Origin of the sequence: Micromonospora sp. CA-263727 (assembly GCF_050942455.1) — a bacterium.
GTDB lineage: Bacteria > Actinomycetota > Actinomycetes > Mycobacteriales > Micromonosporaceae > Micromonospora.
This window is the reverse complement of the sequence record NZ_CP192031.1, coordinates 4,690,551-4,715,191: the sequence shown is the minus strand read 5'-3', so window position 1 is coordinate 4,715,191 and position 24,641 is coordinate 4,690,551. Positions and strand designations below refer to the sequence as shown.

27 protein-coding genes are annotated in these 24,641 nt (G+C 73.3%); 19 read left to right on the top strand and 8 right to left on the bottom strand.

Annotation, left to right across the window (positions count from 1 at the left end; genetic code table 11):
* The first annotated feature begins 271 nt into the window (after window positions 1–271).
* Complete coding sequence (locus ACQPYA_RS20530; RefSeq protein ID WP_433528721.1) at window positions 272–1,747, top strand: polysaccharide biosynthesis tyrosine autokinase; 1,476 nt, start codon at window positions 272–274, stop codon at window positions 1,745–1,747.
* On the opposite strand, the gene ACQPYA_RS20525 is transcribed toward ACQPYA_RS20530, so the two are convergent.
* The gene (locus tag ACQPYA_RS20525) at window positions 1,728–2,432 is read right to left on the bottom strand and encodes a low molecular weight phosphatase family protein (RefSeq protein WP_433528720.1); all 705 of its coding nucleotides are present in this window, start codon (window positions 2,430–2,432) and stop codon (window positions 1,728–1,730) included. The genes ACQPYA_RS20530 and ACQPYA_RS20525 overlap by 20 nt on opposite strands.
* 12 nt (window positions 2,433–2,444) lie before the next feature.
* On the opposite strand from ACQPYA_RS20525, the gene ACQPYA_RS20520 reads away from it, so the two are divergent.
* From ACQPYA_RS20520 to ACQPYA_RS20510, 3 genes are all read left to right on the top strand, one after another.
* Complete coding sequence (locus ACQPYA_RS20520) at window positions 2,445–3,695, top strand: glycosyltransferase family 4 protein (RefSeq protein WP_433528719.1); 1,251 nt, start codon at window positions 2,445–2,447, stop codon at window positions 3,693–3,695.
* An 83-nt stretch (window positions 3,696–3,778) separates the two neighbouring features.
* Complete coding sequence (locus ACQPYA_RS20515; RefSeq protein ID WP_433528718.1) at window positions 3,779–5,563, top strand: DUF4012 domain-containing protein; 1,785 nt, start codon at window positions 3,779–3,781, stop codon at window positions 5,561–5,563.
* A gap of 13 nt (window positions 5,564–5,576) precedes the next feature.
* On the top strand, window positions 5,577–6,194 hold the full coding sequence (locus tag ACQPYA_RS20510) for a hypothetical protein (RefSeq protein ID WP_433528717.1): 618 nt from the start codon (window positions 5,577–5,579) through the stop codon (window positions 6,192–6,194).
* A gap of 85 nt (window positions 6,195–6,279) precedes the next feature.
* Here the strand turns inward: ACQPYA_RS20510 and gdhA are convergent, their stop codons facing one another.
* A complete protein-coding gene (gene gdhA, locus ACQPYA_RS20505) occupies window positions 6,280–7,617 on the bottom strand; it encodes an NADP-specific glutamate dehydrogenase (RefSeq protein ID WP_433533548.1) in 1,338 nt (445 codons plus the stop codon).
* Window positions 7,618–7,840: 223 nt separating this feature from the next.
* On the opposite strand from gdhA, the gene ACQPYA_RS20500 reads away from it, so the two are divergent.
* The 3 genes from ACQPYA_RS20500 to ACQPYA_RS20490 all read left to right on the top strand — a co-directional run bounded on the left by ACQPYA_RS20500 (window position 7,841) and on the right by ACQPYA_RS20490 (window position 10,601).
* The gene (locus ACQPYA_RS20500) at window positions 7,841–8,782 is read left to right on the top strand and encodes a hypothetical protein (protein WP_433528716.1); all 942 of its coding nucleotides are present in this window, start codon (window positions 7,841–7,843) and stop codon (window positions 8,780–8,782) included.
* Between the two features lie 84 nt (window positions 8,783–8,866).
* Window positions 8,867–9,838 (top strand): pirin family protein, encoded by a 972-nt coding sequence (locus ACQPYA_RS20495; protein WP_433528715.1) that lies wholly within the window; start codon window positions 8,867–8,869, stop codon window positions 9,836–9,838.
* 97 nt (window positions 9,839–9,935) lie between these two features.
* Window positions 9,936–10,601, top strand: a complete 666-nt coding sequence (locus ACQPYA_RS20490; protein ID WP_433528714.1) for a hypothetical protein — start codon at window positions 9,936–9,938, stop codon at window positions 10,599–10,601.
* Between the two features lie 237 nt (window positions 10,602–10,838).
* Here ACQPYA_RS20490 and ACQPYA_RS20485 read toward each other — a convergent pair whose 3' ends face one another.
* Window positions 10,839–11,111 (bottom strand): DUF2795 domain-containing protein, encoded by a 273-nt coding sequence (locus ACQPYA_RS20485; protein ID WP_433528713.1) that lies wholly within the window; start codon window positions 11,109–11,111, stop codon window positions 10,839–10,841.
* 144 nt (window positions 11,112–11,255) lie between these two features.
* On the opposite strand from ACQPYA_RS20485, the gene ACQPYA_RS20480 reads away from it, so the two are divergent.
* The gene (locus ACQPYA_RS20480; RefSeq protein WP_433528712.1) at window positions 11,256–11,666 is read left to right on the top strand and encodes a DUF2267 domain-containing protein; all 411 of its coding nucleotides are present in this window, start codon (window positions 11,256–11,258) and stop codon (window positions 11,664–11,666) included.
* A gap of 57 nt (window positions 11,667–11,723) precedes the next feature.
* Here the strand turns inward: ACQPYA_RS20480 and ACQPYA_RS20475 are convergent, their stop codons facing one another.
* The gene (locus ACQPYA_RS20475) at window positions 11,724–12,890 is read right to left on the bottom strand and encodes a CaiB/BaiF CoA transferase family protein (RefSeq protein WP_433528711.1); all 1,167 of its coding nucleotides are present in this window, start codon (window positions 12,888–12,890) and stop codon (window positions 11,724–11,726) included.
* Window positions 12,891–13,114: 224 nt separating this feature from the next.
* Here ACQPYA_RS20475 and ACQPYA_RS20470 point away from each other — a divergent pair, with 224 nt between their 5' ends.
* From ACQPYA_RS20470 to ACQPYA_RS20450, 5 genes are all read left to right on the top strand, one after another.
* A complete protein-coding gene (locus tag ACQPYA_RS20470; RefSeq protein WP_433528710.1) occupies window positions 13,115–14,128 on the top strand; it encodes a TerC/Alx family metal homeostasis membrane protein in 1,014 nt (337 codons plus the stop codon).
* Between the two features lie 77 nt (window positions 14,129–14,205).
* Complete coding sequence (locus ACQPYA_RS20465; RefSeq protein ID WP_433528709.1) at window positions 14,206–14,805, top strand: sulfite oxidase-like oxidoreductase; 600 nt, start codon at window positions 14,206–14,208, stop codon at window positions 14,803–14,805.
* Between the two features lie 8 nt (window positions 14,806–14,813).
* Window positions 14,814–15,536 carry a ferredoxin reductase gene (locus ACQPYA_RS20460; protein ID WP_433528708.1) on the top strand — a complete coding sequence of 241 codons (723 nt, stop codon included), beginning with the start codon at window positions 14,814–14,816 and terminating at the stop codon, window positions 15,534–15,536.
* 13 nt (window positions 15,537–15,549) lie between these two features.
* Complete coding sequence (locus ACQPYA_RS20455) at window positions 15,550–15,825, top strand: DUF6510 family protein (RefSeq protein ID WP_433528707.1); 276 nt, start codon at window positions 15,550–15,552, stop codon at window positions 15,823–15,825.
* 35 nt (window positions 15,826–15,860) lie between these two features.
* Window positions 15,861–17,162: an NAD(P)/FAD-dependent oxidoreductase gene (locus ACQPYA_RS20450; protein ID WP_433528706.1), complete on the top strand. Its 1,302-nt coding sequence runs from the start codon at window positions 15,861–15,863 to the stop codon at window positions 17,160–17,162.
* 69 nt (window positions 17,163–17,231) lie between these two features.
* Here ACQPYA_RS20450 and ACQPYA_RS20445 read toward each other — a convergent pair whose 3' ends face one another.
* On the bottom strand, window positions 17,232–18,209 hold the full coding sequence (locus tag ACQPYA_RS20445; protein WP_433528705.1) for a 4a-hydroxytetrahydrobiopterin dehydratase: 978 nt from the start codon (window positions 18,207–18,209) through the stop codon (window positions 17,232–17,234).
* A 213-nt stretch (window positions 18,210–18,422) separates the two neighbouring features.
* Here ACQPYA_RS20445 and ACQPYA_RS20440 point away from each other — a divergent pair, with 213 nt between their 5' ends.
* On the top strand, window positions 18,423–18,746 hold the full coding sequence (locus tag ACQPYA_RS20440) for a hypothetical protein (protein WP_433528704.1): 324 nt from the start codon (window positions 18,423–18,425) through the stop codon (window positions 18,744–18,746).
* Window positions 18,747–18,881: 135 nt separating this feature from the next.
* On the opposite strand, the gene ACQPYA_RS20435 is transcribed toward ACQPYA_RS20440, so the two are convergent.
* Window positions 18,882–19,121 (bottom strand): STAS domain-containing protein, encoded by a 240-nt coding sequence (locus ACQPYA_RS20435; protein WP_433528703.1) that lies wholly within the window; start codon window positions 19,119–19,121, stop codon window positions 18,882–18,884.
* A gap of 313 nt (window positions 19,122–19,434) precedes the next feature.
* On the opposite strand from ACQPYA_RS20435, the gene ACQPYA_RS20430 reads away from it, so the two are divergent.
* Window positions 19,435–19,785 (top strand): STAS domain-containing protein, encoded by a 351-nt coding sequence (locus ACQPYA_RS20430; protein WP_433528702.1) that lies wholly within the window; start codon window positions 19,435–19,437, stop codon window positions 19,783–19,785.
* Between the two features lie 58 nt (window positions 19,786–19,843).
* Window positions 19,844–20,290 (top strand): response regulator, encoded by a 447-nt coding sequence (locus tag ACQPYA_RS20425; protein WP_433528701.1) that lies wholly within the window; start codon window positions 19,844–19,846, stop codon window positions 20,288–20,290.
* Between the two features lie 82 nt (window positions 20,291–20,372).
* Here the strand turns inward: ACQPYA_RS20425 and ACQPYA_RS20420 are convergent, their stop codons facing one another.
* Together ACQPYA_RS20420 and ACQPYA_RS20415 are read right to left on the bottom strand one after the other, a co-directional pair.
* Window positions 20,373–21,215 carry a hypothetical protein gene (locus ACQPYA_RS20420; protein WP_433528700.1) on the bottom strand — a complete coding sequence of 281 codons (843 nt, stop codon included), beginning with the start codon at window positions 21,213–21,215 and terminating at the stop codon, window positions 20,373–20,375.
* A gap of 278 nt (window positions 21,216–21,493) precedes the next feature.
* Window positions 21,494–21,916: an OsmC family protein gene (locus tag ACQPYA_RS20415; RefSeq protein ID WP_433528699.1), complete on the bottom strand. Its 423-nt coding sequence runs from the start codon at window positions 21,914–21,916 to the stop codon at window positions 21,494–21,496.
* Window positions 21,917–22,085: 169 nt separating this feature from the next.
* Here ACQPYA_RS20415 and ACQPYA_RS20410 point away from each other — a divergent pair, with 169 nt between their 5' ends.
* From ACQPYA_RS20410 to ACQPYA_RS20400, 3 genes are all read left to right on the top strand, one after another.
* Window positions 22,086–22,310 carry a hypothetical protein gene (locus ACQPYA_RS20410; protein WP_433528698.1) on the top strand — a complete coding sequence of 75 codons (225 nt, stop codon included), beginning with the start codon at window positions 22,086–22,088 and terminating at the stop codon, window positions 22,308–22,310.
* An 88-nt stretch (window positions 22,311–22,398) separates the two neighbouring features.
* Entirely contained in the window at window positions 22,399–23,145 is a 747-nt protein-coding gene (locus ACQPYA_RS20405; RefSeq protein WP_433528697.1) for a response regulator transcription factor, read from the top strand.
* A 17-nt stretch (window positions 23,146–23,162) separates the two neighbouring features.
* Entirely contained in the window at window positions 23,163–24,605 is a 1,443-nt protein-coding gene (locus tag ACQPYA_RS20400; protein WP_433533547.1) for a HAMP domain-containing sensor histidine kinase, read from the top strand.
* The last annotated feature ends 36 nt before the right edge of the window (window positions 24,606–24,641 follow it).

The following is a 24,641-nucleotide window of genomic DNA, read 5'->3' as shown; positions in this document are numbered from 1 at the left end:
CCCTATCCACCACCGACGGCCGTCGCGAGCGGGGTGTCCGCCTCGGCTCGCGTACCCCTCGGCGGTCGGGCCGCAATTTTTCCGGGCGGGAAGCGATTCCGACGGACCGTCCGTCCGGTTGGTCATTCCGGGCGCGATCCTCTCCGAGGAAAACACCTAACTCCGGACATAAGTCGTATGAGCCGCTTTAATGGTTTCACGAGATTAAGTCGACCTTGGGGGTTTTCGTGAAGTTCTTTGGCGTTACCGGCCCGGTACGGAGGCCCGCCTGATGGACCTGTACCGCCAACTACGCCTGGTCCGCCGGCACTGGTGGATCGTGCTGGTCACGCTCATGGTGGCCCTCGGCGTGACCGCGCTGGTCACCGTGCGGGCCCAGCCCCGTTACGTCGCCTCGGTCACGTTCTTCGTCACCACACCGAGCCAGGGCGTCACGGACGCCTACCAGGGCGGCCTCTTCCTCCAGCAGCGGGTGAAGTCGTACGCGGAGCTGCTGACCAGTGACCGGCTGGCCCAGGCCGCGGTGGCCGACAACCAGCTGGGGCTGACCGCGGAGGAGATCCAGAGCCGGATCAGCACCTCCACCGAGGCGGGCACGGTCCTGCTGCGGGCCTCGGTGACCGACACCGACCAGACCCGGGCGCTGCGGGTCACCGAGGCGCTCTCGGCGAAGTTCGTCGAGCTGGTCCAGAAGGTCGAGACCAAGCCGGACGGCAGCGCCGGGCCGATCAAGATCGAGGTCGTCAGCGGGCCCCGGGTCAGCGCCACCCCGGTCTCGCCGCAGCCGGTCCGCAACACCGCCATCGGCGCCCTGCTCGGCCTGCTGGCCGGCGTGGGCCTGGCGATCCTGCGCGGGATGGCCGACGTCCGGCTGCGCGACGCCGCCGGCCTGCAACGGGTGACCGGCAGCCCGCTGCTGGGCGAGATCCCGCTCGACAGCAGCGCGCGGTCGGCTCCGCTGATCGTCGGCGACGCGGCGGCCTCGGCCCGGGCCGAGGCGGTCCGCAAGCTCAGGACCAACCTGCGCTTCGTCGACGTGCACGAGCCGGCGCGGGTCATCGCGGTCACCAGCGCCTTGCAGGGGGAGGGCAAGACCACGCTCTCGTGCAACCTGGCGATCGCCCTGGCCGAGGCGGGCTGGCGGGTCCTGCTGGTCGACGCCGACCTGCGGCGGCCCAAGGTCGGCGACTACCTGGGCATCGACTCCGGCGTCGGACTGACCGACGTGCTGGTCGGCGACGTGCAGGTCGGCGACGTGGTCCAGCGCTGGGGAGACAAGTCCCTGCTGGTGCTGCCCAGCGGCTCGACCCCACCCAACCCGAGCGAGCTGCTCGGCTCGAAGGCGATGTCGGACCTGCTGGTGGCCCTGCGCGAGTCGGCCGACATCGTCATCATCGACACCGCGCCGCTGCTCGCCGTCACCGACGGCGTGGTGGTGGCCGTGCAGGCCGACGGTGCGCTGCTGGTCACCCAGCAGGGACGTACCTCGCGGGCGCAGGTGGCCGCCGCGGCCCGGGCGCTGCACTCGGTGTCGGTGCGGTTGCTCGGCTGCGTGCTGAACATGGCCCGGGTGCCCAAGGCCGAGGCCTACCAGTACGAGGCATACCGGGTGGTGGCCGCGGCGGCGAGCCCGTCGGTGCCGGCGGACCGGGCCTCGTCCGGCTCCGGCCGGCACGCCGAGCGCGCCCGTGCCCGCGCTGGCGAGACGGGCCCGCAGACCCAGGAACTCACCCGGCTGTCCCGATGAGCACGGCGAGCGGGCGCAGGGAGCGTTCGATCTCCTCCGCGCAGCGCCGGAAGTCCTCGGGCGTGCCACCGACGGGATCCCGCAGGTCGTCGGCGTCCCCGGGGGCGGGTTGCAGCCGCCCCCGGGCCAGGGCGGCAGCCGTCACCGCGGCTGGCAGCGGATCGTCCTGGTCGTCCACCGGAGGCTCGACCGCCGCGGCGAGCCGGGCGAACTGGCGCAGCGTGAAGGTCCGGTGCAGGGCCGCCGGTGCCAGCGCGGTGCAGATCGAGCGCTGGCGCCGGGTGGCGGTCAGCACCAGCACCGCCTCGGTGAGATGCTCGGGGCCGAGCCGCCGGCTGCGGAACGACGTCGGGTCCTCGCCGGTCCCGGCGGCGATCTCGGCCGCGTACGGATGCATGGCCATGCCCTCGACGGCGTCGGTGCCGGCGCTGGCCACGGTCACCGGTCGCCCGGTGAGCAGGCGGCGGGCGGCGTACTCGGCCATCGGCGACCGGCACAGGTTGGCGTGGCAGACGAACAACACCCCGTTGGGCATGTGGAACCCCCTCGACGTCGCGGTCGCGGGCGGCAGCGCCGCGACAAGGGACGGCCGCCGGCGGCGGCCGACCCGGGAGGGGTTGCCGGCATCGTACGCAGCCGTGGCGTCCAGCGTCCCGGCCGCCGCGCCGGGCCGGCGGGCCAACACGGGGGTGGCACGGTGCGGATCGGCATCCTGACGTACCACTTTCCGCCGGAGCCGGCGTTCATCCCCGGCAGCCTGGCCGAGGAGTTGGCCGCGCGTGGCCACGAGGTGCGGGTGCTCACCGGCTTCCCGGACTACCCGGGCGGGCACGTCTACCCGGGTTGGCGCCAGCGCTGGCGTCACGAGACCCGCGGCCGGGGGCTGACCGTGCGACGGGTGCCCCGGTACCGCACCGGCGACGCCGGCGTGCGGGGCCGGATGGCCTCGTGGCTCTCCTTCGCCGGCAGCGCCGCGCTGGTCGGCCGGCGCTATTTCGCCGACGTCGACGTGTTGTACGTGCATCAGCCGCCGGCCGCCGCGTTCGCCTCGGCGGCCCTGCTGCGCCTGCTCGGCCGGGTGCCGGCCGTCCTGCACGTGCCGGACGTGTGGGCCGAGGCGGGGCCGGACGGCACCGACGACGGGCGGTGGGCGGCGCGGGTCCGCGCGGCGATGACCCGGAGCTACCGGGCGGCCACCGCGATCGCGGTGACCGCGCCGTCGTTGCGCGACGCGGTGATCGCGGTCGGCACCGACGCGGACCGGGTGCGGGTGGTGCTCAACTGGACCGACGAGCGGATCTTCCGGCCCGGGCCGGCCGGCCCGGCCGCGCGTCGGCTGGTTCGCCGGGACGAGCGGTGCGTGGTGATGTACGCCGGCACCATCGGGGCCCGGCAGGGGTTGGAGACGGCGATCCGGGCGGCGGCGGCCGTCGGCAAGACCATGGACCTGGTCCTGGTGGGTTCGGGCGCGGACGAGCGGCGGGTGCGGGGGCTCGCCGCCGAGCTGCGCGCCGACAACGTGCGGTTCGTCGAGCGGCGTTCGCCGCTGGACATGCCGGAGCTGTACGCCGCCGCCGACTATCAGCTGGTCATGCTGCGGGACCTGCCGGCGCTGCGCAGCAGCGTGCCGGGCAAGCTCCAGGCGGCGCTGTCGTCCGGCGCGCCGGTGGTGGCCTCGGCCGGCGGCGACACCGCCGCCCTGGTCGAGCGCGCCCGGGCCGGGCTGTCCTGCCCGCCGGAGGACTGGGCCAGCCTGGCCGACCGGTTCTGGCTGGCGGCCCACATACCCCCGCCCGAGCGGGCCGAGATGGGACGGCGTGGCCGGGAAGCATACCTGCGGGACATGTCGCTGCCGGCCGGGGTGGACCGGATCGAGCGGCTGCTGCGGGAGGCGGCCGCCGATCCGAGCCGGGACGTGAGTCGCGAGCGAGACTCTCATATCGCCTGAACCCGTCATCCCGGCACTAAACCGCTCGTTAGATGTTAGGAACGTATGGTGCTTTCTGCCCGTTTTGCGAAGTGGAGTGTGGTGTGACGGAGAGCGAGAGCCCGCGCCGGCGGCGCAGCCGGTCCCGTCGGCGTCGGCGCGCCCGGCTGCGCCGCATCCTGCTCAGCACGCTGGTGGTCGGCTCGCTGGTGCTCGGCGTCGCCGGCTGGGTCGGGTTCCGCGGCTGGCAGGCCCGCGCCCACCTGGTCAACGCCGCCGGGTTGGCCGGTGAGCTGAGCGCCCACCTGGTCGGCGGCGACACCGCCCGGGCGCAGCGGACTCTCGCCGCCCTCCAAGAGCAGTCCGGCGCGGCCCGGCGGGCCACCGAGGATCCCGGCTGGTGGCTGGGCCGGCATGCGCCGTACGCCGGCGCCAACCTCTCCGCGGTCCGGCAGATCGCCATCGCGATCGACGACCTGGCCCGCCAGGCGTTCCCCGCGCTGCTCCGGGTGGACCTCGGTCGTCTCGTGCCCCGCGGGGGCCGGTTGGACCTGGCCGGGCTGCGTGCCGTCGGCGCCGAGCTGGTCGAGGTGGACCAGTCGGTGCAGCGGACCCGCACGGACCTGGCCGCGGTGCCCGGCGACCGGCTCGTCGGGCAGGTCCGGCGGGCGCTGGAGGACCTGCGCGGCGAACTCGACCGGCTGGCCGCGATGACCTCGGCGGCCGACCGGGCCAGCCGACTGCTGCCGCCGCTGCTCGGCGCCGACGGCCCGCGAAAATACCTGCTGGTCTCCCAGAACTCCGCCGAGCTGCGCGCCACCGGCGGCATGTTCGGCGCGTACGCCGTGATCGAGGCCAACCAGGGCCGGTTGAAGATGGGCGCGCAGGGCGCCAGCGGGAGCATGGGGCGCTTCGCCAAGCCGCTGAAGATCCCGGCCGAGCAGCGGGCGCTCTGGGGTGAGCTGCCCGGCATGTACCCGGCGGACGTCAACCTCAGCCCGCACTTCCCGACCGCCGCCGCGCTCTACCGGGAGATGTACCGCCGGCACAGCGGCCAGACCGTGGACGGGGTGCTCGCCGTCGATCCGGTGGTGCTGTCGTACCTGCTGAAGGCCACCGGGCCGGTGCGGGTGCCCGGCGGCGTCTCGCTGAGCGCCGAGAACGCGGTCAAGACCCTGCTCGGGGACACCTATCAGCGGATGGACGAGGAGAAGCAGGACACCTTCTTCGCCGCCGCGGCAGCCACCGTGTTCGACACGCTGTTCGCGAGGAATCTGCACCCAAATGGGTTATTGTCCGCATTTGACCGCTCTATAGAAGAACGTCGGATATTGTTCTGGAGTGCCCGCCCGGAAGAACAGCGGATGTTCGGCGACAGCCGGATGGCCGGGGCGCTTCCGGAGCAGGACACCGTGCCGACGGTCGGCGTGTTCCTCAACGACGGCAGCGGCGCGAAGCTCGGGTACTACCTCCGGCAGACCGCCGACCTGGTGGTCGGCGACTGCCAGGCCGACGGCCGTCGCGAACTGGGCCTGCGGGTGACCCTCCGGTCCACCGCGCCGGCCTCGGGGCTCAGCAAGTCGGTCCTCGGCCTGGGACAGGCGGGGGACCCGTACACCGCCCGGACCCTCGTGTCGGTGTACGGCCCGGCCGGCGGGGCCGTCCTGGACACCCGCCTCGACGGCGCCGAGACCTCGGTGGCCACCGGCACCGAACGGCGCCGCCAGGTGGCCACGGTGAACGTCGAGGTCGGTCCGGGCGGGACCCGAACGTTGGAGACGACCCTGCTGACCGGCAAGACAGGCAGCGGCGCCGCCGAACTGTGGCTGACCCCGACGGCCACTCCATGGACCACCCAAGTTGTTACCGCACCCAGCTGTTCTCAGTAGGAGGGAACCAACCATGCGGCTATCCCGCATCATCATGGCGCTCGCGGTCGGACTGGCCGTGGTGGCCGTGCCGACCGCGGCGGGCGCGGCGCAGCCGCAGCCGTCGCCCAGCGTCAGCGACACACCCCAGCCACCGCCGTACCCGCCGGTGCTCGCCTCGCTGACGGTGAACCGTCCGACCATCTACCTCGGCGAGTCGGTGATCCTCACCGGACGCAACTTCCTCCCCAGGGAGTGGGTGACCATCACCATCTCGCGGACACCGCTGGCGGCACCCGTCGTCGGGACGGTCCGCAGCAACGGCGACCCGCTCGCCATGACCCCGGTGGCCTTCCAGGCCATCGCGCCGCTGCGGGTCCGGGCCGACGCGAACGGATCCTTCAGCCGCCGGTACACACCCACCGAGACCGGCCTGCTGACCTTCACCGCGACCGGTGAGGAGTCCGGCCGCACCGCCTCGACCCAGCTGCGCGTGCTGCACAAGAAGAAGCCGCACCTGCCGGTCACCGGCAGCAGCCTGGAGACCCCGATGAAGGTCGGTGGCGGGCTGGTCGCCGCGGGCGCGGTGCTGCTGCTCGGCACGGTCCTCTGGCGGCGCCGCAGCCGCTTCGGTGCGGGTGGCACGCACTGAGCCGGCACTCCGGGCAGGGCCCGGAGCGACACCCCGGTGCCCGTCGGATCCGTCCGGCGGGCACCGGCCCGTGTCCACCCCCGACTCAGACCACGCCGTGTGCCAGCATCGCCTCGGCCACCCGGCGGAAGCCGTTGATGTTCGCCCCGGCCACGTAGTCACCCGGCAGGCCGTACTCCTCGGCGGTGGCCCAGCACCGGGCGTGGATGTCGCGCATGGTCTCCCGGAGCCGCTGCTCCGACTGTGCGAACGTCCACGACTCCCGGCTGGCGTTCTGCTGCATCTCCAGCGCGCTCACCGCCACGCCACCGGCGTTGGCCGCCTTGCCGGGCGCGAACCGCACCCCGGCCCGGCCGAGGATGCGCACCGCCTCGGGCGTGGTGGGCATGTTCGCCCCCTCCACCACCGCGACGCAGCCGCCGGCGACCAGTTGGGCGGCCTCCGCGCCGCCGACCTCGTTCTGCGTCGCGCACGGCAGGGCCAGGTCGCAGGGCACCTCCCAGGGGGTACGACCGCTGACCGCGACCGCGTGCGGCACCTCGCGTACGTAGTCGGCCAGCCGGCTGCGGCGCTGCTCCTTCAGCTCCCGCAGCACGTCGAGCTCGATGCCCTTCTCGTCCAGCACGTACCCGGCCGAGTCCGAGCAGGCGACCACGGTGCCGCCGAGCTGGTGGACCTTCTCGATGGCGTAGATCGCCACGTTGCCGGAGCCGGAGACCACCACGCGCTTGCCGTCCAGGCTGTCCCCGGTCTGCTTGAGCATCTCCTCGGCGAAGAACACCGCCCCGTAGCCGGTGGCCTCGGTACGCGCCTGCGCGCCCCCGTACGACAGGCCCTTGCCGGTGAGCACTCCCGACTCGTACCGGTTGGTGATCCGCTTGTACTGGCCGAAGAGGTAGCCGATCTCCCGGCCGCCCACCCCGATGTCGCCGGCCGGCACGTCCGTCTGCGCGCCGATGTGCCGGTGCAGCTCGATCATGAAGCTCTGGCAGAACCGCATCACCTCCCGGTCCGAGCGGCCCTTCGGGTCGAAGTCGGCACCGCCCTTGCCGGCGCCGATCGGCAGCCCGGTCAGGGCATTCTTGAAGATCTGCTCGAAGCCGAGGAACTTCACGATGCCCAGGTAGACCGACGGGTGGAAGCGCAGGCCGCCCTTGAACGGCCCGAGCGCGCTGTTGAATTCCACCCGGAACCCCCGGTTGACCCGGATCCGGCCGCCGTCGTCCTCCCACGGCACCCGGAAGATGATCTGCCGCTCCGGCTCGCAGATCCGCTCGATGATCCGGGCCTCCGCGTACTCGGGGTGCCGGGCCAGGGCCGGGCCGATGCTCTCCAGCACCTCCCGTACGGCCTGGTGGAACTCGGGCTCACCCGGGTTGCGGGTGACCACACTGGCGAACACCGACTCGACGGATTCCGGCATCACCGACACGTCCCTTCCGGTCCAGGTCCGGCCTCGTCGCCGCACCTTGCCGGCGCTGTCGCGCCGGCCGTCCCCGAATACGGTTCGTCACCGCCGTCCGGTTCACCGCACGGCGGGGCTGAAGATCCGGATTCGCACCGGCAGTTCGTCGCCGGTCCGACTGATCCGTCCCGCTCTCCGGTACGTACCTGCTGGCAGGGGACCGTGGAAGGGGAACTAGGGCATGGCCGGTTCGGAGCGGCACGAGAACTCTCCACCACACCGGGATCCGCTTGCCCCGCCCCAGGTGGAGGTGATCGGGGAGCCATCGGCCGGCGACGACGGGACGGCGCCGCCCGGGTCGACCTGGTCGGCCGGGGCGCGGTTGCTGGCCGGCGCTGCGGTCCTGGTGCTGGCGCTCGGCGCCGCCGCCGTGGTGGTGATCCTCTCCGACCCGCACCGGCTCGGCCGCGTCTTCTCCGGCGGCGCGCAGTCGCCGGAACCGGCGATCACCGGGACGGCCGAGCCGGCCGGGAGCAGCGGGCTGGGCGGGGCGGCGCGGGCCGCCGTGGAGAGCCGCGACGAGGCCGGCAGAGCCCCCCGCGACGGCCGGGTGCGGGCCGAGTTCGAGCTGGTCGACGGGGTGACCCGATTCGACCTGTGGGTGGTGGAGCTGGGGGAGGAGCTGTACCGGATCGGCAGCCCGGCCGCATCCGGGGCCCGGCCGCGCCCGGAACTGACCGGTGACCTGGTACGGCTGCAGATGGAGCGGACCGATGACGCGCCGAGCGCGGTCGAGGTGCTGCTGAACGCCAGCGTCTCCTGGGAACTGCGGATCATCGGTGGGTCCACCGAACGGCGGCTCGACCTCACCTCGGCCCGGTTGTCCGGGTTGGCATTCGCCGGTGGGGCCACCCGCACCGACCTGCGCCTGCCCGCGGTCGAGGGAACGTTCGTGGTGCGGGTGGCCGGCGGCGTCAACCTCTTCGACGTCACGGTCGCCGGTGGCCGGCCGGTGCGGGTCCGGGCCGCCGCCGGTGCCGGCGCCGTGGCGGTGTACGACCGCCGCCGTGACGGGGTCGTCCCGGGCACCGTGCTCGGTTCGCCGGACTGGGACCGGTCCGACGACCGGATCTTCCTGGACCTGGTCGCCGGAGCGAACGTGGTGACGGTACGCGACGGGTGAGGCCGCGCCGGCCACGGCACGGACCACCGGTGGGCGTCGGCGCAGCGGCCGGGTGGGCGGCGGTTCGGGGCGTACAGTCGGCCCGTGGACCGTACCGAGTCGATGCCCGCGCAGACCCGACCGCCGGGGGTGGCGACCGCCGATCCCGGCAGCGTGCTGCTGCCCGGCCACGACGTGCCGCTGGGCCGCTACACCACGGTGCGTCGGCTGCTGCCGCAACGCACCCGGCGGATGGTCGGCGCCTGGTGCTTCGTCGACCACTTCGGTCCCGACGACGTGGCCCAGCGGCCGGGCATGGAGGTGCCGCCGCATCCACACACCGGCCTACAGACCGTCACCTGGCTGCTCGACGGCGAGATCCTGCACCGCGACAGCCTGGGCAGCGTCCAGCCGATCCGGCCGGGCCAGCTCAACGTGATGACCTCCGGCCACGGCATCGCGCACTCCGAGCGGTCCCCGGCCGAGCATCCGCCGCTGATGCACGGCCTGCAACTCTGGGTGGCGTTGCCGGATCCGGCGCGGTCCGGCGCGGCCGACTTCGCCCACCATGCCGAGCTGCCCCGCTGGCGCGACGGCGACCTGGACGTCACCCTGCTGGTCGGGGAGTTCGGTGGCGAGCGCTCGCCGGCCCGGGTCCACAGCCCGTTGCTCGGCGCGCAGCTGGAGCTGACCGGCGTGACGCCGGCCGGCCTGCCGCTGCGGCCCGACTTCGAGTACGCGCTGCTCGCCCTGGACGGCGCGGCCGAGGTCGACGGCGTGCCGCTCGCGCCCGGGGCGCTGCTCTGGCTCGGCACCGGCCGGGCCGGGTTCACCGTGCGCGGCGAGCCCGGCACCCGGCTGATGCTGCTCGGCGGTGCCCCGTTCGAGGAACCGCTGGTGATGTGGTGGAACTTCGTCGGCCGCAGCCACGAGGAGATCGTGGCCGCCCGGGAGGACTGGATGGCCGGGCGGCGGTTCGGCGTCGTGGCCGCCGACCCGGATCCGCCGCTGCCCGCCCCCGCGCTGCCCACGACCCGGCTCAAAGCCCGCGAGCGGTCCGGCGGCTTCCGGGACTGACCGGTGGTCTCGCGGGCCGGTGGGTGTTTCGCCGGGCCGACCTGGTTTCCGGGCCGGACCGCAGGCGTGGCCGGCCCGGGCGCGGGTAGTAGCCGGCATGTCCACCACTGCGGTCTCCACCATCGAGGACAAGAAGCGTCTGGTGCGCCGGCTCGCCGGCAGCGGCCGGGGGTTCGCCGAGCAGTACGGCTTCCGGGTCACCAACAACCCGTCCAGCCTGTTCCAGCTGCTCTGCCTCGCGGTCCTGCTCGCCCGCCGGGGTGACTTCCGGAAGGCCCTGGACAGCGCGCACGCCCTGCCCGACGCCGGCTGGGACAGCGCGGCCCGGCTGGCCCGCTCGTTGCACGCCGACCGGATCCAGGTGCTGCGCGACAGCGGCCAGCGCGGCGACGTCGACGCCCTGGCCGACCTGCTCGGCGACCTTGCCCGCACCGTGGTCGAGCGGTACCGCGGCGACCTGCGCCAGCTGCGGTCGGCGGCGCACCACGACCCGGCCCGCGAGCGGGCGCTGCTCACCGCGCTGCCCGGGGTGGATGCCCAGGTCGTGGACCTGTTCCTGCGGGAGGTGCAGGCGCTGTGGCGGGAGGTGGCCCCGGTGGCCGACCGGCGGGCGCTGGCCGCGGCCCGCCGGCTCGGGCTGGGGCGCTCCGCCGAGGAACTGGCCGGGCTGGCCGGCGGTGGTGAGTCGGAACGACTCGCCTGGCTGGTCGGCGCGCTCGCCCGGATAGACCTGGAGCGGAGGTATGCGGAACTGGCCGGATAGGCACCTTTGGTCGGGGTCACCTGACCGTTCGGCTGATGGTGTGTCGTAGAATGATCGCGGTAACAGCAGTCGCCCGGTTCGGGCGGCTGCCGGCCGCCTGGTGGTCACGACCCGATGTCGGGCGCCGCGCCGCCAGGGCAGGTGGTTACCCAGGGGCGTCCCCGGTCGCGGTTCGCGACCGGGGCGCCCACCTGTGGGTCCAGAGACTGTCGGGAAACCGCGGCGGCCACGGCGGGCTCAGATGCCACGCAGGTGCTGGGACACCCGTCGGTGCCGCTTGTCGCGGCCCGCCGCGCCACGTTGCGCGTCGTTGACTTCGGGCGCCGCGTCGATGGCGGCCGAACGGGCCACCTCGGTGCGGTTGGCGTAGTCGACCGGCGGCAGCGCACGCAGTGCGCGCAGCACCTCCGGCGGGGCTCCCTCGCGTTCGGCCTCGCGTACCACATCGTCCTTCCCGGCCGGGTAGTCCAGGCTGGACAGGTAGTGCAGGACATCGGCGTAACTCGCCATGGTGTCGGCTCCTCCCGGCTTCGATCCGGCCACGACCGGGCGCGGTTACCCGGCCGAGCGCCGCCCACGCGCGGCGGCACCGGAAATCCCGCCGCCGTTTCCGCCCGGGTCGGGCGGGTAACCGCCGGTGGGAGGGGGTGCCGGATGAACTACGACACGTTCGTCGACCAGGTCGCCCAGCGGACCAGCACATCGTCGCCGCGGGCAACGGAACTGACCTGGGCGACGTTGGCGACGCTCGCCGAACGGCTGACCGGCGGCGAGGCGCTGGACCTGGCCGTCCAGCTACCCGCGCCGTTACGCCTGCCGCTGCGACCGACGCCCGACATCGAGGCGGCGGAGCGCTTCGGCGCGGCCGAGTTCGTCGCCCGGGTGGCCGTCCGCGCCGGCGTCGAGGAGCCGGCCGCCCAGGACGCGATCCGCGCGGTCTTCACCACTCTGCGCGAGGCGGTCACCGGTGGGGAGTTCGACGAACTGATCGTCCAGCTGCCCCGCGACTACCGCGACATGGTCGAGCCGGCCCTGGCGCCCGGCGCGACCCTGCGCCGGCGGTGAGCCCGGGCCCCTGGGCCGCGGGTGAGCCGGCGCGACACCGGCCCGCTGAGTCGAGGCTCAGCCGACCGCGGCGGCGGCCCGCAGGTCGATCACCTGGTCCGGGCGGTAGCCGGCCTCGGCGAGCACCTCGTCGGTGTGCTCACCGGGCCATGGTGGCGGCCGGCGTACCGACGTGGGGGTGCCGGAGAACCGGGGTGCCGGCGCCGGCTGGATCACCCCGTCCCGGACCACGAAGGTGTCCCGCATGGCCAGGTGCGGATGCTCCGGCGCCTCCCGCCACTCCAGCACCGGTGCCACACAGGCGTCGGAGGCGGTGAGCAGGGCCGCCCACTCGTCCCGCGAGCGGGTCCGGAACAGCCGCGCCCAAGCGGTGCGTAGCGCCGGCCAGTTCGCCGGGTCGGTGCGATCCGGCGCGTCGTCCGGCGGCAGCGGGAAACCGGTGCGCCGCACCAACTCGTCGTAGAAGCGTGGCTCCAGCGCGCCGACCGCGACGTACCTCCCGTCGGCGCACTCGTACGTGTCGTAGAACGGCGCGCCGCCGTCGAGCAGGTTCACCCCGCGTGGCTCCTGCCACATGCCGAGCCGCCGCAACGCGTGGATCTGCGTGCTGAGCACCGCGACCCCGTCCACGATGGCCGCGTCGACCACCTGGCCGGCCGCCCCGCCGCCGACCGCGTACAGCGCGGAGACGACGCCCAGGGCCAGCATCATCCCGCCGCCGCCGAAGTCGCCGAGCAGGTTCATCGGCGGCACCGGCGGCTGTCCGGCCCGCCCGATGCCGTGCAGCGCCCCGGTCAGGGCCAGGTAGTCGATGTCGTGCCCGGCGTACGGCGCGCTCGGGCCGTCCTGCCCCCAGCCGGTCATCCGGCCGTAGACCAGCCGCGGGTTCACCGCGTGGCAGTCGGCCGGGCCCACGCCGAGCCGCTCGGTCACCCCGGGCCGGAAGCCCTCGATCAGCGCGTCCGCGCCGTCGACCAGGGCCAGCACCACCTCCCGGCCGCCGGCCGACTTCAGGTCCACCCCGATCGAGCGGCGGCCCCGGTTGAGCAGGTCCGGATGCGGGGTGCCGAAGGCCGAGGCGTCCACGTCGGTGGCCCGGTCCACCCGGATCACGTCCGCACCGAGGTCGGCCAGCATCATCGCGGCGAACGGAGCCGGCCCGATCCCGGCCAGCTCGATCACGCGTACGCCGGCCAGCGGGCCGGCCGGCAGGTCTGCGGTCACCCAGATGACGATAGGCGCTCGCGTCGGCGTCGGTAAGAGAGTGTCTGTGATGTGCCCCGCCTGGCGGGCCGAATCCGGCTGGCCTAACCTTGTCAGCACGAGGGGAGTACTTCCCACGAACCATACCGGTCAGTACGGCGCGCCCGGAGTGCGCCTCGGGTGGTTGCCCACGAAACGTGGGTGAAGGAGACCTCGAACATGACACGGTGTTCGAGGAGGACTTCATGTCCGATTTGTCAGTTGCGGCCGGTGTGCAGTCGGTGGGTACGCCAACGCTCTGGGCGGTCACCCTCGCCGGGGTGCTCACCCTGCTGGTCCTCGACTTCCTGGTCACCCGACGCCCGCACGAGGTGTCGCTGCGGGAGGCGTTGGGCTGGTCGGCCTTCTACATAGCCCTGCCGCTGCTCTTCGGCGCCTGGATCTGGTTCGAGTTCGGATCGGGCCGGGGCCTGGACTTCCTCGCCGGTTACCTGGTCGAGAAGTCCCTGTCGGTCGACAACCTCTTCGTCTTCATGCTGCTGCTGGCCGCCTTCGCGGTGCCGAGCGTGCTGGCCCAGCGGGTGCTGCTGTTCGGCATCACCGGCGCGCTGGTGTTGCGTGGCGTCTTCATCGCGCTGGGCCACGCGGCGTTGCAGACCCTCGACTTCGCTTTCCTGATCTTCGCGCTGATCCTCCTCTTCACCGCGGCCAAGCTGCTGCGGGACGCCATCACCGGGCACGAGCAGACGGTGGACATCAGCACCATGCGCTCGGTGCGCCTGCTGCGTCGCGTCATGCCGGTGGTCAACGAGTACCACGGCACGAAGATGACCGTCCGGGTCGCCGGCCGGCGGGCGCTCACCCCGCTCGCCCTGGTGGTGGTGGCGGTGCTCGCCACCGACGTGGTCTTCGCCATCGACTCGGTACCGGCCGTCTTCGGCATCACCGAGGATCCGTACCTCGTCTTCGCCACCAACGCCTTCGCCCTGCTGGGCCTGCGGGCGCTCTACTTCGTGCTGCACGCGGCGCTGAGCCGGTTGGTCCACCTCAGCTACGGCCTGGCCGTCATCCTGGCCTTCATCGGGGTCAAGCTCGGCCTGCACTGGGCGCACGGCATCTGGGCCGGCGTGCCGGAGATCCCCACCGTGGCCTCCCTCCTGGTCATCGTCGGCGTGCTGACTGTCGTCACCATCACCAGTCTGCGCGCCACCCGCAACATGGTGCCCGGCGCGAAAGAGGTCGTCACCGAACGACAGTGAGGGCAGCGCCCGCCCACCCGCTCGGACCAGCCATCGAATGGCCCCGGCGGGGTCGCCGGAGGTGGTACGACTTAGCGGTGGGCATCGTCACGCCGGGTTTCCAGGGCCGGCCCCGTTCCGGGGCGCCGGACCTACCTCCCGGGCAGTACCTGACACCGGACTTCCCCGTGCTCTCCGCCGGCCCCACGCCGAAGGTGCCGCGCGAGACGTGGGAGTTCGTCATCTCCACCGAGACCGGCATGGAGTACCGGTGGAGCTGGGACGAGATGATGGCGCTGCCGCAGGAGGCCCCGACCGTCGACATCCACTGCGTCACCCGCTGGTCGAAGCTCGGCACCAGCTGGCAGGGCGTCTCCCTGGACACGCTGCTCGACGGCATCGACACCGCGGCCGACTACGCCCTGGCCCACTCCTACGGCGACTACAGCACCAACCTGCCGCTGGACGACCTGCGGGACGGACGGGCCTGGCTGGTGCACACCTACGACGGCGACGAACTGCCCGCCGAACACGGCGGGCCGGCCCGCCTCCTGGTGCCCCACCTCTACTTCTGGAAGTCCGCCAAGTGGCTGCGCGGCATCCGGCTGATGGTCGAGGACAACCCCGGTTTCTGGGAGACCGCCGGCTACCACGACTACGGTGACCCGTGGCGTGAGCAGCGGTACCAGGGCGATTGAGCGGGCCGATGCGGTGGCAGCCGGCCCGGCTGGTGGAGCGTCGGGTCGAGACGCCGACCGCGCAGACCCTGGTGCTGGAGGCGCCGGACTGGCCGGCCCACCTGCCCGGCCAGCACGTCGACGTCCGGCTCACCGCGCCCGACGGCTACCAGGCGGCCCGGTCGTACTCGCTGGCCGCGCCGGCCGACGGCGACCGGATCGAGCTGACCGTGCAGCGGGTGCCCGACGGTGAGGTGTCGCCCTTCCTGATCGAGACCTACCGGGAGGGTGATCCGGTCGAGGTGCGCGGCCCGGTCGGTGGCTGGTTCGTCTGGCGGCCGAAGCAGAACGACCCGGTGCTGCTGGTCGCCGGTGGCTCGGGAGTGGTGCCGCTGATGGCCATGATCCGGGCTCGCCGGGCGGCCGGCAGCCGGGCCCCGTTCCGGCTGATCTACTCCGTACGCGCTCCGGCCGACGTGTTCTACGCCGACGAGCTGCGCCGGCGGGTCCGCGACGACGCCGGTCTCGACGTGGCGTTGGTCTACACCCGCGAGGCGCCCGACGGGTGGCGGGGCGAGCCGCACCGGCTCGGCCTCGCCGACGTCAACACCCACGGCTGGCCGCCGGAGTTCGCGCCCCTGGTCTACGTCTGCGGTCCCACCGGCTTCGTGGAGACCGTCTCCGATCTGCTCGTCGGGCTGGGCCACCCGGCGCGGCGGGTACGCACCGAACGGTTCGGCCCGACCGGCTGAGAGGAGACCGCGGATGACCACGCTGCCGTACGTGGACGGCAACATGCTCGACGGCCCGCTGGGGGAGGTGTTCGCGGTCGACGTGAGCACCGCCACCGGCCGGTGCGCCCACTGCGGCACCACCAGTCCGGTGGCGGGGCTACGGGTCTACTCGCACGCGCCGGGCCTGGTGGCCCGGTGCCCGACCTGCGCCGGGGTGATACTCCGGCTGGTCCGCGCCCCCGACCGGCTGTGGCTGGACCTGCGCGGGGCCACCTTCCTACAGGTCCCCATGCCGCCCCAGTCCTGACGTTTGTCCTGCCCCGGGGCGGGAACCGGGCCGGAATGACGAAACCTCGTGTGGTGATCGTGGGAGCCGGATTCGCCGGTTACCACGCGGCGAAGACGCTCAGCCGGCTGGCCCGCGACCGGGCCGAGATCGTCCTGCTCAACTCGACCGACTACTTCCTCTACCTGCCGCTGCTGCCCGAGGTGGCCGCCGGAGTGGTGGAGCCCGGCCGGATCGCGGTGCCGTTGAACGGCACGCTGGACGGCGTACGGGTGGTCATCGGCGAGGCCGATCACGTCGACCTACAGAACCGGTGGGTCGGCTTCAGCCAGCCGGAGGGCGACCGTAACCGGCTGGCGTACGACCGGTTGGTCCTCGCCGTCGGCAGCGTCAACAAGCTGCTGCCCATCCCCGGGGTGACCGAGTACGCGCACGGCTTCCGCGGCCTGCCCGAGGCGCTCTACCTGCACGACCACGTGATCCGCCAGATCGAACTGGCGGAGCAGGCCGAGGACCCGGCCGAGCAGCAGGCGCGGGCCACCTTCGTGGTGGTGGGCGCCGGCTACACGGGTACCGAGGTGGCCGCCCACGGGCAGCTCTTCACCGACGAGTTGGTCGCCCAGCGCCCGCGGCTGAAGATCCGCCCGAAGTGGATGCTGCTGGACGTCGCCCCCCGGGTGCTTCCCGAGTTGGATCGCCGGATGTCGGTCACCGCCGACCGGGTGCTGCGCCGGCGCGGGGTGGACGTCCGGATGGGCACCTCGGTGGCGGTCGCCACCGCCGAGGGGGTCAAGCTCACCGACGGCGAGTACGTGCCGACCTGCTCGCTGATCTGGTGCGTCGGGGTACGTCCCGACCCGTTCGTGGCGGAGCTGGGCCTGCGGACGGAGAAGGGGCGGTTGGTCGTCGACGAGTACCTCAACGTTCCGGGTTTCCCCGAGGTGTACGCCTGTGGCGACGCCGCCGCGGTGCCCGACCTGACGCGGCCCGGGGAGATATGCACGATGACCGCGCAGCACGCCCAGCGACAGGGCAAACTCGCCGCGCACAACATCGCCGCGTCGTACGGGCAGGGACGCCGCCGGCCGTACAAGCACCACGACCTCGGTTGGGTGGTCGACCTGGGCGGCAAGCAGGCGGCGGCGAACCCGCTCCGGGTGCCGCTGTCCGGGTTGCCGGCCAAGACGGTCACCCGGGGCTACCACCTGCTGGCGCTGCCCGGCAACCGGGCCCGGGTGGGCGCCGACTGGCTCATCGACGCGACACAACCCCGCTCGGCCGCCCAGCTCGGACTGGTTCCCGCAAACGCCGTGCCGCTGGAGAGCGCCTCGCCCGAGATGCCGACCCGCGTACGCTGACCCCGTCCCGGCCCCCGCGCAGCGCGGCCGCTGCGGGCCGGCGGGGCGTGCCCACCGGCCCGCGTCCGGTCAGCCGGCCATTCCGGCGCCCGCCTCGTCGATCGCGTCGTCGACGGTGTGCGCGAGGTCGATGTCCAGCGCGGTCACCCCACGGGCGTTACGGCTGGCGACGGTCAGCACGGCGGTCGTCGGGTCCGCCCGGCCGATCCGTGGACCGCGTCCGGTCTGGCCACGGATCTGGTCGAGCCGGTCCAGCACCCGGTCGAGGTTGCCCGGCGGCAGCTCGACGGTCCGGGACAGCGACGCGCGGTCACCGGACCAGTACGGCAGCTCGCCCAGGGCGGCCCGCAGATCCGCGTCCGACAACGGGGGCGTGGCGCTGCTCGCGCCGACCACGCCACCGCCGGCGGCCGGCGGGTTCAGCAGCTCCCGCAGCTCGTCCGGCACGTGCAGCGACTCGACCAGGTCACGGTCGTGCTCGGCGAGCGCCGCGAGGGTGGCCTCGGCCTGGTAGCGGGCCTGCTCGGGGCTGCGACCGCTGATCCGGCCCACCTCGGACAGGAATCCGGGCAGGTCCTGACGCCGCTCGATGCCGTCGACCGGCACCACGTCGTGCAACGAGGTGGGCACCGCCGCCAGCAGCCGCCCGCGTTCGGCCGCCTCCAGGGCCCAGGCCAGGACCAGCACGGTGGACTCGACCCCCACCTTGGCGGTGCGGAAGTCGAGGCCGGCGCGTCGGCCGACGTCGTCGACCAGATCCTGGTAACCCATCGGGCTGACCCCCGGCGCGTCGACGCCGGGCTGTGGCCGGGGTCGGGCGGCCTCCGGGACGCCGGCCGGCGGCGGTGCGGGTCCGCCGCGCGTGCTGTTTGGTTTGTGCCGGTTTCCGGCCGGCGCGGGGCCGGCCCGCTTGCCCCGGTCGAGATGGGCGAGCTGCTTGGACGCGCTCAGGCTGGCGTCGATGTCGCCGGCCTGCCTGCCGCGTTCCCGAGCCTGCCGGGCCAACGCTCGACGGCGCTGGTTGTCGCCCTCCATCTGCTTGCGCATGGTGACACCTCGCTTCCGCTGGCTTGGTTGCCGCTCCCTCACTTCCTCGGTGGCCTTCCCGTCGCCGCCGAGCGCGAAACGACCGGGCGACGGCGTGCTCGACGCGGTCGACGCGGCTTCATCCGGCCGGGGTGAGGGCTGCTCACCCGGGCGTGGCCGACGATCGGAGCGGACCGGAGATCTTCCGAGGCAGATGCGGAAGGGCAGGTCGTGATGAAGCGGATTGTCGAGATCGTCCCCGCCCGACCCGGCTGGTACGCCCGCTGGCGTCTGGCCGACGCCGAAACCCCCACCGGGGGCGCGGCGGCGGGAAGCACCCGCTGCTACCCGGTGAGCCTGTGGGCGCTGCTGGAGGAGGCCGACGGCACCGGCCGTGAGGTGATCGGTGTCGACTGCGCCGGGCAGTGGCCGGGCGCGGACGACGGGACGGGCGCGGAGTTCGTCCGCTATCTGTTCAGAACCCCTGATTCCGGGCCACCCGAGGACGCGGAGCCCCCCGCGCCCCGTCACGCGCGATTCGCGGTACCGGCGTCCTGAGCCACAGTGAACCGCCGGGTTCGGTGCCGTGCTAGCCGGCTGCCTGCGCGTCGTCCTTCAGGGCCGGCGGCAGTTCGAGCAGCTCGGCCAGGCCGGTGCGGTCCAGCAACTGGCGCAGCATGCGGTTGACGCCGGTCAACCGGATCGGGCCGGCGCCGCCGGGCGCGCCAGCACGAACGCGCTCAGCCCGGAGGAGTCACACAGACCCACGCCGGCCAGGTCGATGACCAGCTGTTGGTAGCCGTCGCGGCGCAGCTCGGCCACGGCGGCGACGAGGTCGGGGGCGCTGTCGAAGTCCAGGTCGCCGGTCAGCCGCAGCTCGGCACGCCCGGCGTCGAACCGGCTGACCTCGATGGCCAACAGCTGGGCGGACATGACCCCATGCTCCCAGCCCGGCGCTCTACGTCGACGACAGTTCGCTGTTCACCGAGTTCGTCGCCGGGCTGGTGACCATTCTGGACAGTCGAGGCGTGCCGGCCGCCGCGGTGGGGGCCACGCTGCGTCACTACGCCCGGGCGTTGCACGTCTATCCGCGCGCGGCGGGCTACCTCCGGGACGGCTGCGGAGTGTTGCCGTCGGCGGGGCCGTGTGGTTCGCCACGGGAGGCGTAAACTCCGCCCGGCTGTGCGGCGCTCTATACTTGCCCCACTGCAAGCATCCGGCCATGGGTGGCGGGAGGGGGGATCCGGTGACCTTCACCGTCACGTACGTCGAGCGCGACGGCGGGCCGACCCGCCTGTGCCTCGTCGGTGAGCTTGACGTCAGCAGCGCACCCCAGCTCAACGCCGTCATCGACCGGCTGGCCGCCGCCGGAGAGCGCCGGCTCCTGGTCGATTTGACCGATCTCACGTTCTGCGACTCGACCGGCATCGCCGTCTTCGTGCGGGGCGACAACCGGGCCGCGGCCGAGGGGGGATGGCTGCGGGTCACCGGCGCGAGCGGACGGGTGGAGCGGGTGCTCAAGGTGACCGGTCTGGCCGATGTCCTGGGGTACGCCGCCGACGACCCGCCGGTTACCGATCGTCCCGGGATCGGCTAGATTTCCCGCCAGCGCGGGACCGGCAGGTCCCGTCCTCGCCGACCTGAGGCAGGTAACGATGGGCGCACGCACGCTTGACCCGGTTCGCATCCTGGTGGTCGACGACGACCCGGGCGATGTGCTCATGATCGAGGAAGCCCTGGCGACCTCGGCCGTCGAGAAGGTCATCGACGTGGTCGGTGACGGCCAGGAGGCGATGGAGTTCCTCCGCCGGGAGGGCCGGCACACCGACGCCCACCGCCCGGACGTGATCCTGCTCGACCTGAACATGCCCCGGATGGACGGGCGTCAGGTGCTCGGCGAGGTCAAGGGCGACGACGACCTGCGGACCATCCCGATCGTCGTGCTGACCACCTCGAACGCGGACACCGACATCATCAGCAGCTACACGTTGCAGGCCAACGCTTACGTCACCAAGCCGATCGACCTGGACGACTTCAACGACGTGGTGCACCGGATCGACGAGTTCTTCGGCCGGGTGGTCGTGCTGCCCAAGCGGTCCTGACCCGGCGACCGCCCGCCCCGGCGGCCCGGAGCGCTCCGGGCGTCGCCGAGTGCCGAACCGCCGAGAGGCGGGCCGCCGAGGATCAGGTCAGCGCGGCCACGACGGTGGTGGCGGCCTCCTCGTGCTGGGCGTACGCGTAGGGGTAGGCGGAGATCTGCACGGCCTGGGCGGCCATGGTCAGGCTCATCTCCTGCCAGCCGGGCACCTCGAGCAGCGCCTCGTAGAACGCCTGGGACGCGTATGCCGGCCGCATCAGGTCACGCACCGTGCCCCAGCCGCTGCTGGGCCGCTGCTGGAACAGCCCGACCGAGTCGTGGTCCCAGCCGATGGCCTGGTGCGGGTATTCCTGCGACTCGGGCAGCACGCCGCTGGCGTAGTTGAGCAGGGTGCTCTCCTGCATCGCCGTGGCGACGGCGATGACCAGGCCCTGGCGCGGCAGCTTGAGCCTGACGCCGACGTCCACGATCACCTTGGCGTTGTCCATCTGCGCCTGGGTGAGCCCGGCGACCGGCTTGGGCCGGCTCGGCTTGGCGGGCGTCTTCTTCGGCGTGGGGCTGGCCGACGGCTTGGCGGTCGGGGAGGCGGTCGGGGAGGCGGTCGGGCTGGGGCTGGCGCTGCGCGCCAGGGAGCGGGAGGCGACCTCGTCCGCCAGCACGCGGTCGGCCACCGCCTCGGCCACCTGCGCCGTGGGCGCCTCGTCGGTGTCGCCGGCTGCGGCGACCGCCGCCGCGCCGAGGCAGCAGGTCACGCCGGTGGCCAGGGCCACCCGCAGGGGGGTGGAGCCCAGCAGGCCACGGACTCCGCGGCGTGGGGGTACGGCGGCGCGATGCCGCCCTACCCTCCGTTCGGGTGATGCTCCATCGGCCGTACGGCTCGCCGGTTGCTGGGGGGTCAGCTTCTGGTCGATCTGGTCGTCGGGATGCACCCGCCGAGGCTAGAAAGACCTCGGCCCGCTGCCACCGGGTCGGTTGGTGGCATGCGTCACAATTTGCCACTATCCACTGGGTGATACTCCACGCGTGGGTGAATAGCGGATGAGCTACGATTATCCGTCGTTACGGTTATGTCTGAAATGACGCTCTAGAACGGGATCAAATGGTAATCTTGCCGGCGTCGATGCAGGCTCCGCCGGACCTCCACCGAACGGACGATGGTCGGTCCATCAGAAGGTGACCGCTGTTCGGGCGGTCGGGCCACCGGCGGTCAGTGCCGGCCATTCTCCGCCGGAGTGACGGTGAGCCGGTGCCGGCTGTCGTCCCCGCTGGAGAACGGCCACAGCCGGTCGGCGTGCTCGACCAGCTCGGCGAGCTGCTGCCGGGTCAGGCCGACCGACGCGATCGAGGCACGCACGTCGGCCCGGTACCGGCCGTCGTCGTCGCGTCCCAGCTTCGCCTCCGCGCGTACCTGCACGGTGTGCGACTCGTCGGTGATCCCGCCGGCCGCCTCCACCGCCGCGTGGTGCAGGCAGGAGGCGAAGGCGGCGGCGAGCAACTGCGACGGGGTCAGCCCGGTGCAGTGTGGCGCCAGCGGCGAGGCGAGGGCGGTGGAGAGCCCCTCGTCGTCGGTGTGGATGTGGCCGCCCTCGGCGGTCGCGGTGGCAACCTCGTTCAGCCAGGAACTCGGCATCACGTTCCTCCCGTCACTCCCCGCCCGGCTACCCGAGCCCGATCGGGTGAAACTCCGGCCATCCGCGGCCGGCGGCCGATCGGGGCAAACCGGCCTCGCGCCGGGGCTGGTGGGGTTAGCGTGCGAGCCGGGACGCCGAGGTGCCGGGCAGTCGGGAGGCGGAGCGGTGATGAGTGAGGTGACCGTACGTTTTGTCGGTGGGCCGGCCAACGACCTGGTCCGGGCGCTGCCCGCCGGTCCGGACGGCGCCCCGCCGCGGCTCTGGGTGCTGCGCCGGCCGGAGGAGGCTCCCACCCCGGCCGCCGACCATCTCTACGCCCGGCACCGGCGCGACGGCGTCGGCGACTGGACCATGCGTTTCGTCCGCACCGACCCGGTCGGCGTGACCGAGTGACCCGCCGGCCAACCGGTCGGGCAGCCGCACAGCTGGCGCACAGGATCCGCACAAGCGGGGCCCAGCGCGGCGGCCCATCATGGGGGCCATGATGACCGAGGGGGAGGTCGGGCCGGGCCGCGTCGAGCTGCGCCGGCCCGACGGCGAGCCGGTCCGGGTGCTGGTCGTCGACGACGAGCCGACGCTGACCGACCTGTTGTCGATGGCGCTGCGGTACGAGGGCTGGCAGGTGCGCACGGCCGGCGACGGGATGGCCGCGGTACGCGTCGCCCGGCAGTTCCAGCCCGACGCGGTGGTGCTCGACGTGATGCTGCCCGACCTGGACGGCTTCCAGGTGTTGCGCCGGCTGCGGGAGGACAACGCGACGGTGCCGGTGCTCTTCCTGACCGCCCGGGACGCGGTGGAGGAGCGGATCGCCGGGCTGACCGTGGGCGGCGACGACTACGTGACCAAACCGTTCAGCCTGGAAGAGGTGATCGCCCGGCTGCGGGCCCTGCTGCGCCGCTCCGGCTTCGCCGTCGCCACCCGGCAGGAGGCGGTGCTGACCGTCGGCGGTCTCACCCTGGACGAGGACAGCCACGAGGTACGCCGGGACGGGCAGCTGGTCACCCTCACCGCCACCGAGTTCGAGCTGTTGCGGTACCTGATGCGCAACCCCCGGCGGGTGCTGAGCAAGGCACAGATCCTCGACCGGGTGTGGAACTACGACTTCGGCGGCCAGGCCAACGTGGTCGAGCTGTACATCTCGTACCTGCGCAAGAAGATCGACGCCGGTCGCCAGCCGATGATCCACACCCTGCGCGGGGCCGGGTACCTGCTCAAGCCGGCGGAGTGAGCACCGTGCGCCGGTGGCTGGCCGGCTGGTCGCTGCGGACCCGCCTGGTGGTCGCCCTGGTCGCCCTGCTCGCCGTGGTCAGCCTGGCCATCGGCGGCCTCACCACGGTGGCGCTCCGACAGTTTCTGATCTCCCGGGTGGACGAGCAGCTCGCCCCGATACCCGGGGCGCGAGGTGGTGCGCCATGGGAGCCGGGCCCGGGGCCGGGCAACGGGCCCTGGCCCGACGTACGCGTCCCGCGCGGCCTGCCGTCCGGCGCGATCAGCGCGCAGGTCGTCGACGGGCAGGTCACCGAGGCGTGGACGCTGGTCGGCCGGGAGGAGCAGGCGGTGCCGGTCGACCAGGTGGCCGCGCTGGCCCAGCTGCCCGCCGACGGTCAACCGCACAGCCTCGACCTGGGCGACCGGGGCAGCTACCGGCTGGTGGCCCGGCCGTCCACCGCCGGGACGGTGCGGGTGCTGGGCATCCCGCTGGCCGGGGTGCAGGAGACCGTCTGGTGGATGGTGGCCGCCCAGGCCGGCGTCACCGCCGCCGGGCTGCTCGTCGCCGGCAGCGCCGGAGCACTGATCGTCCGGGCCACGCTGCGCCCGCTGCGCCGGGTCGCCGCCACCGCCGGCCGGGTCAGCGAACTGCGGCTGGACCGGGGCGAGGTGGCGCTCTCCGAACGGGTGCCGGCCGCGGACACCGACCCGCGTACCGAGGTCGGTCAGGTCGGCTCCGCGCTGAACCGGATGCTCGGGCACGTCGCCGCCGCGCTCGCCGCCCGGCAGGCCAGCGAGACCCGGGTACGCCAGTTCGTCGCCGACGCCAGCCACGAGCTGCGGACCCCGCTGGCCGCGATCCGGGGCTACGCCGAGGTGGCGCGCCGGGGTCGCGACCGCGTCCCGCCCGACGTGGCGCACGCCCTGCGCCGGGTCGAGTCGGAGAGCACCCGGATGACCAGCCTCGTCGACGACCTGCTGCTGCTGGCCCGGCTGGACTCCGGCCGGCCCCTCGCGGTCGAGCCGGTCGACCTCACCGCGCTGGTGGTGGACGCGGTCAGCGACGCGCACGTCGCCGGCCCGGAGCACCGCTGGCAGCTCGACCTGCCGGAGGAGGTCATCCGGGTCTCCGGCGACCCCGCCCGACTGCACCAGGTGCTGGCGAACCTGCTGGCCAACGCCCGGGTACACACCCCGCCGGGGAGCACCGTCACCACCAGCCTGCGGCTGGCCGGCGGCGCCGCCGAACTCAGCGTCGCCGACGACGGTCCCGGCGTGCCGCCCGAGCTCCAGCCCGAGGTGTTCGAGCGGTTCGCCCGCGGCGACAGCTCCCGGTCCCGCGCCCACGGCAGCACCGGCCTCGGCCTCTCCATCGTCGCCGCCGTGGTGGAGGCCCACCACGGCACCGTCTCGCTGGACACCGCCCCCGGGCGCACCGTGTTCACGGTCCGGCTGCCGAATCCCACAGCGGACGCATAGGCGACCCACCGAGCCGGAACAGCTTGCCGACCCAGG

Excerpts from the sequence above, each read along its gene's own strand:
- ACQPYA_RS20470 (WP_433528710.1), top strand. The coding sequence starts at position 13,115 with ATGTCCGATTTGTCAGTTGCGGCCGGTGTGCAGTCGGTGGGTACGCCA.
- ACQPYA_RS20425 (WP_433528701.1), top strand. The coding sequence starts at position 19,844 with ATGGGCGCACGCACGCTTGACCCGGTTCGCATCCTGGTGGTCGACGAC.
- ACQPYA_RS20485 (WP_433528713.1), bottom strand. The coding sequence starts at position 11,111 with ATGGCGAGTTACGCCGATGTCCTGCACTACCTGTCCAGCCTGGACTAC.
- ACQPYA_RS20490 (WP_433528714.1), top strand. The coding sequence starts at position 9,936 with ATGTCCACCACTGCGGTCTCCACCATCGAGGACAAGAAGCGTCTGGTG.
- gdhA (WP_433533548.1), bottom strand. The coding sequence starts at position 7,617 with ATGCCGGAATCCGTCGAGTCGGTGTTCGCCAGTGTGGTCACCCGCAAC.
- ACQPYA_RS20480 (WP_433528712.1), top strand. The coding sequence starts at position 11,256 with ATGAACTACGACACGTTCGTCGACCAGGTCGCCCAGCGGACCAGCACA.
- ACQPYA_RS20405 (WP_433528697.1), top strand. The coding sequence starts at position 22,399 with ATGATGACCGAGGGGGAGGTCGGGCCGGGCCGCGTCGAGCTGCGCCGG.
- ACQPYA_RS20440 (WP_433528704.1), top strand. The coding sequence starts at position 18,423 with ATGAAGCGGATTGTCGAGATCGTCCCCGCCCGACCCGGCTGGTACGCC.
- ACQPYA_RS20435 (WP_433528703.1), bottom strand. The coding sequence starts at position 19,121 with ATGTCCGCCCAGCTGTTGGCCATCGAGGTCAGCCGGTTCGACGCCGGG.
- ACQPYA_RS20455 (WP_433528707.1), top strand. The coding sequence starts at position 15,550 with ATGACCACGCTGCCGTACGTGGACGGCAACATGCTCGACGGCCCGCTG.
- ACQPYA_RS20530 (WP_433528721.1), top strand. The coding sequence starts at position 272 with ATGGACCTGTACCGCCAACTACGCCTGGTCCGCCGGCACTGGTGGATC.
- ACQPYA_RS20500 (WP_433528716.1), top strand. The coding sequence starts at position 7,841 with ATGGCCGGTTCGGAGCGGCACGAGAACTCTCCACCACACCGGGATCCG.
- ACQPYA_RS20450 (WP_433528706.1), top strand. The coding sequence starts at position 15,861 with ATGACGAAACCTCGTGTGGTGATCGTGGGAGCCGGATTCGCCGGTTAC.
- ACQPYA_RS20445 (WP_433528705.1), bottom strand. The coding sequence starts at position 18,209 with ATGCGCAAGCAGATGGAGGGCGACAACCAGCGCCGTCGAGCGTTGGCC.
- ACQPYA_RS20410 (WP_433528698.1), top strand. The coding sequence starts at position 22,086 with ATGAGTGAGGTGACCGTACGTTTTGTCGGTGGGCCGGCCAACGACCTG.
- ACQPYA_RS20460 (WP_433528708.1), top strand. The coding sequence starts at position 14,814 with ATGCGGTGGCAGCCGGCCCGGCTGGTGGAGCGTCGGGTCGAGACGCCG.
- ACQPYA_RS20510 (WP_433528717.1), top strand. The coding sequence starts at position 5,577 with ATGCGGCTATCCCGCATCATCATGGCGCTCGCGGTCGGACTGGCCGTG.
- ACQPYA_RS20415 (WP_433528699.1), bottom strand. The coding sequence starts at position 21,916 with ATGCCGAGTTCCTGGCTGAACGAGGTTGCCACCGCGACCGCCGAGGGC.